Origin of the sequence: Pontibacter rugosus, assembly GCF_042678745.1 — a bacterium.
GTDB classification, from domain to species: domain Bacteria; phylum Bacteroidota; class Bacteroidia; order Cytophagales; family Hymenobacteraceae; genus Pontibacter; species Pontibacter rugosus.
Window position 1 is genome coordinate 1 of record NZ_JBHTLD010000262.1, and the last position, 5779, is coordinate 5779.

At 46.3% G+C, this 5779-nt stretch carries 2 protein-coding genes; both read left to right on the top strand.

Going from position 1 to position 5779, the window contains the following annotated elements; translation table 11 throughout:
- The first annotated feature begins 178 nt into the window (after positions 1–178).
- Complete coding sequence (locus ACFQ2O_RS19330) at positions 179–4684, top strand: Ig-like domain-containing protein (protein ID WP_377531883.1); 4506 nt, start codon at positions 179–181, stop codon at positions 4682–4684.
- A 5-nt stretch (positions 4685–4689) separates the two neighbouring features.
- Entirely contained in the window at positions 4690–5685 is a 996-nt protein-coding gene (locus tag ACFQ2O_RS19335; RefSeq protein WP_377531886.1) for a PorP/SprF family type IX secretion system membrane protein, read from the top strand.
- The last annotated feature ends 94 nt before the right edge of the window (positions 5686–5779 follow it).

The window sequence follows — 5779 nt, forward strand, 5'->3', positions numbered from 1 at the left end:
CATTTGGGAGGTAATTACGTTATTAAAGCAGACGTTGTTGTGACATTGGTATGGATATCTCGTGTTATAATAATATTTTTTTATTGGACAGAATTTAGCAACTAAAATATTACAGTATCGTTATATAGGGTCAATGTAATTAGCCACACCTATATTGATTATGCCCTTAAACATATCTTTGAGTAAACTTCTTCTGGTATTCCTGCTTGCAATGCATACTGCAGGTGTTACACCTGCACTGGCTAGCCTAATCCCTTTCTCTAGCTTTGCACTGGCTACCCCATCTATTGAAGCAAAACCGTCTTTGGTTGGTGCCATTACAATTAAATGGTCGGCTGTGCAAAATGCCTCTGGGTATGTGCTGGAGAAGTCGACTACAGGTGCAGAAGGATCCTTTACCGCGTTAAAGTCTTTTGCCGCTTCGGAGCGGAGTTTCCGGCATACCGGCTTATACTATAACCAAAAGTTCTATTATAGAATAAAGGCCACAGGCAGCAATGAGGAATCGGCTTATAGCCCCGTAGTAAGCGCCACTACCCATAAGCAGGGCCATGAGTTTAAGATCATGCCTTTGGGCGATTCTAACACAGAGGGAGACAGTAGTTGGATTCCCACCGATGTTAAAACTGCTTACCGCGATAGGCTGGAGGAGCTGCTGGATGCGGCCATCACCAGCAGCCAATATGATTTTGTGGGTAGCGAGAAGAGCGGCAGCAGCTTGTTGGTTGACACCGACCATGCGGGTTTCGGCGGTGCCCGGGACGAGGATATCGTAAAGCTGCTGAGGGACGGTGTTTTTCCTTTTTACGGAAACACTAATGACATGCGCGGGCCGGGCGGAGGACCTTACCTGGACAAGTATAACCCAGACATTATCCTGCTCCACATCGGCACAAATCAAGTTGACGGCTCAGCCGGAGCGGAGAATGACGTGAAGAACATTCTGGACCAGGTAGACCTGTATGAGCAGAGAGCCGGCAAGGAGGTAACAGTGGTACTGGCTAAAATCATACTCACGGCCGGACTGAATAATACAGAAGATCTGGATGCTGCTGCTAAATCCTACAATGCCCGTATCAGGGCGATGGCCGAGGAAAGGGTGAAGCAGGGCGACCGCATCGTGTTTGTGGATATGCAGGATGGGGCAAACTTAATCTATAAGGTTGCACCAGATAACTCAGGTCCATCCGAAGGGGACTTCAACGACAACCTGCACCCCAACCCGAAAGGCTACGCTAAAATGGCCCAAGTATGGTTTAGTGCACTGGACAAGCTTTTGAATGTACAGCCACCAGCTCCTGATACGCAGGCTCCCGAAACCACTATTGCCGCAAAACCTGCTGCTCTTGAGAATAAGAATACTGCTTCCTTTACTTTTACAAGTAACGAAAGCGGCGTAACCTTTCAGGTAAGTGTGGACGGCGCAGCATTTAAAAATGCTGTTACACCTTTTGCTTTAGCAGACTTAGCAGACGGAGAGCATACACTCAGTGTAAGAGCTATGGATGAAGCAGGCAATATAGATGCCTCTCCAGCTACTTTTACCTGGACAATAGATACAAAAGCACCTGCTGCACCGGTAGTCATAACACCCAAGAACGGTGCTATGCTAAACATAGCGAAACCTGCTCTATCCGGAACAGCCGAGGCAAACAGCACAGTAACAGTTACAATTGATGGTAAAGTTATCGGTACAAGTAAAGCTGCATCCAATGGTAGCTGGTCTTTAACGCCAGCTACAGCGTTAGCACAGGGCGAGCATAACTTATCTGCAAAAGCAGTGGACGCCGCTGGCAACAGTAGTACAAGCAGTGCCTCCGTTAAATTTACAATTGACTCGCTGGCTCCTGAAACTACAATTGCTACCGGACCTGCTGAATACGAATCCAGCAAAGAAGCTACTTTTGAATTTGAAAGCAACGAAACTAATGTAACGTTTCAGGTAAGCCTGAATGGAGCAGGCTATGTAGATGCAGAAACCCCTTATACTATAAAAAACCTTTCAGAGGGAACACAGACTTTGGCTGTGCGGGCTGTGGATATAAGCGGAAATACAGATGCATCGCCGGTTACCTATACCTGGGTTGTTGATACACAGGCGCCAGCCGCTCCAGTTATCACAGGTGTGTCAGAAGACAGAGGGCCCGAAAGCAACGACAACATCACATCCGACAATACACTAGTTATACTTGGCAAAGCAGAAGCAAATGCTATTGTAACTGTGTTTAAAGCAGGAGTCACGCTAGGGAAAACGAAAGCTGCCAGTAACGGTAATTGGGAGTTCAGTAATGAAAGTGAATCACTTGCTGAAGGCGAACATACTTTTACTGCCTCAGCCACAGATGCTGCTGGTAACAAAGGTCCTGTTAGTGCTGGCCTGAAAGTGCAGATAGATCTAACAGCGCCAACTGCAGTACTATCAAGCAGCAGCAAAGCAGCCGTAAAAGAAGCGTTTGAAATTACCTTAAAATTTAGTGAAGCTGCCTATGGCGTAGCAGCAGGAGACTTTAGTGTAACAAATGGTACGCTTAGCAACTTCAATGCGTCAGACCGGCAAACCTATACAGCTGTCATCACGCCGACTGCTGATGGTGCTGTGGTAGTAACGTATGCAGCCGGAAAAGCAACCGATGTGGCAGGTAACGCAAATCAGGCAGCAAGCACCTTGCAAAGAACTTATGATGCGACGCAGCCTAAAGTTATACTTCGTACGGATGCGGCTGCAATCGTAAACACACCCTTCGATGTAATCATTGCCTTCGACGAAGCTGTGACAGGTTTTGATGCGGCAGGTATCAGCCTCACCAATGGCACCACAAGCAATTTTTCAAAAGTGAATGCCAGCACCTATACCGCCACTATAACACCCGCCGCCGATGGAGAAGTAAGCGTACGCGTACTAGCTAACAAAGCGTTTGATGCGGCAGCTAACGGCAACGAAGCATCAGCAGTGTTGAAGAGGCTGTACGATGTAGAGCACCCGAGTGTGGTGCTGCAGACTGAGGCATCTAACCCCACCAATGCAGCTTTCACGGTGCAGGTACAGTTAAGCGAGCCGGTGAAGAACTTTACGAGCGATGATGTGAAAAGCACCAACGGTACTGTTTCTAATCTTGCTAAAGTAAATGATAAAGTATATACTGTGTTGGTTACGCCTGCGTCAAACGGCGAAGTTACAGTGCAAGTGCCAGCTAACGCGGTGCAGGACATGGCAGCAAACGGAAACGAGGCATCAAACAAAATAACGCGCCTGTATGATGCAAGCCGCCCAGCGGTAAGTATAAGCACTGACGCTTCTGAAAAGATAAACAAAGCATTTGTTGTAACCGTTGACTTCAGCGAAGCTGTAAGCGGTTTTACGCTGGCTGACTTTGTACTTGCCAACGCGACTACCGAGGAGTTGCAGCGTATTTCTGATCAAAAGTATACTGCCGTGGTGAAGCCTGCAAAGGATGGAGCCGTAGCCGTAAGTATACCTGCTAACAAAGTGCAGGATGCCGCCACGAACGGAAATACTGCATCAAATAAACTGGAGCGCCTCTACGATACTACGGCTCCAACAGGCTATGCTGTTAAGTTTTCGGTTGATAAGGTAGATGCAGATAATCAGGCGAGTATTTCTTTAAATGTAACAGGTGCAGAGATAGGCGCTACTTATACCTACCGTATTGTAAGTGAGCGCAGTGGGAACGAAGTGAAAGGTGCCGCGCAGGTAAAGAGCGCTTCTTTCACAATTCCTAACCTGAACCTGACAGCATTGGCAGATGGCCTTTTAACAGTAAGCCTGACTTTAGCCGATGAGTTAGGCAATGAAGGTGCTGTTGTACGGGATCAGGTGCAGAAACTTACCAAAAACGTAGTTGCCGTGAGTGCCATTGCAACGATAAATGTACCTTTCAAAACTGATTTCAAAAATATTCCGCTGCCTGCTACGGTAGAAGTAACTTTCTCAAATGGAGTAAAGGAAAACCTGAATGTAAACTGGGAAGCTGGAAACTACAACAAAGAAGTACCTGCTGCCTACGTGCTCTCGGGTGAGTTGCAACTAAGTCAGGATGCCTCTAACACCAACAAAATGCCAGCCCGTGTTACAGTGCAGGTAGAGCCAAACCGGCCACCAACTGCCATCGGGTTTAGTGCTACATCCTTTAAGCCAGACATCAAATCAGGGGAACTGATCGGCAGCTTCTCTACCACAGATCCAGATGATAGCGAGTTTACCTATACTTTGGTAAGCGGCCAGGGAGATGAGCACAACGCCATTTTTGAAATCAGCAACCAGAACGAGCTGCGTTTAAAAACAGAGCAAGGGCTAACGGGTGTGTCAAAGTTCAGCATCCGCGTCAGGAGTACTGATCCTTACCAAAATAGTATAGAGCAGATTGTTATGCTCACAAAAACTCCATACCAACCGAAAGATAAACTGAACTTTATTAATGCCTTCTCTCCAGACGGAGACGGTAGAAACGATACTTGGGCAGTGCCTGAACTCAGGTATTACAATCAAGTGGAAGTGGAAGTATTCGATAGATCTGGCGTAAGGCTGTTCCATACAACAAACCCGGAAGAAGGGTGGGATGGAAGAGGCACTTCAGGCAGCGTTAAACCTGGGCCATACTTCTATATCATTCAAATTAAAGACATAGGCCTGGTTCAGAAAGGTGTCGTAACTATCCTTAATTAGCAGAAATGAAACGATTTATACTTCTGGCGTTAACGCTTGTATTGGTGTGGGATGTGCAGGCTCAAAACCGAAAGCAGCTGGCCAACTTTTCGCAGTACAAACACTATTACAACCCTGCTTTAACAGGATATGAGGGATCTGTTATCAGAAGCCTGTACCGTAACCAGTGGACAGGGTTTGAAGATGCACCAAAAACTATTCTGGCATCAGCCGAGATAGGCACAGGTATTTTTAAAGGAACAGGTCGAAAATACCATTTTCGGAATGATAACAGAACAGGGTCTTTGGAAAGCATAAGCGCCAAGCATGCCTTGGGGCTTACAGTGCTGAGCGATAAATTTGGACCTTTAAGAGAAACACAACTGGCGCTGAGCTATGGCTCTGGCATACGCCTTTCTGAAACACTGAGTTTAAGGTGGGGTGCAGCATTTACATATGCTGCTCATCGTGTAGATGGAAGCAGCCTTAATGTTGTTCAGAAAGATGATCCTCGGTATACTAACCTGGCAGGCGGCAATAACAGCAGCAGCATTGGCGACATAAACCTCGGCTTATCCTTGGTAAGCGCTAACTATTATCTGGGGTACGGCATGCAAGGAGTAACTGAAGGCAGATTACTCAGCTCCGGAGATAAGTTTATGGAGGATGCGCATAAACTTAAGCATTTGATACAGGCAGGCTACCGCCAAAGTATAACTGATCAATTGGGCTTCACTGTAAATGCCCTTTACCTAAATGACGAAGAAAAAGACGCTTTACTTGAGGGACAGGTAAAAGCTGTTTACAACAATATGTTCTGGGCAGGAGCCGGTTACAGAAATGAGCTTGCCTATAACGTGACAGCAGGCGTGCGTGTAAACCAGCTCGTTATTGGCTATACGTATGAGTCTCCTATACAGAATGCTAAAGCCATTGATAAAGCAACGAATGAAATTACCCTCAGCTATATCCTGCAGCCGATAATCAGCCGCAGCAAAAGCAGTCAACTCTCCATCTGGTAAGAAAAATGAATTTATTTACCGATAGTTTACTGTTGCTGAAATAGCAGTTTTATCATTGCTTATCTTTAGGAATAGCTGTTGTAACTTTTATAAT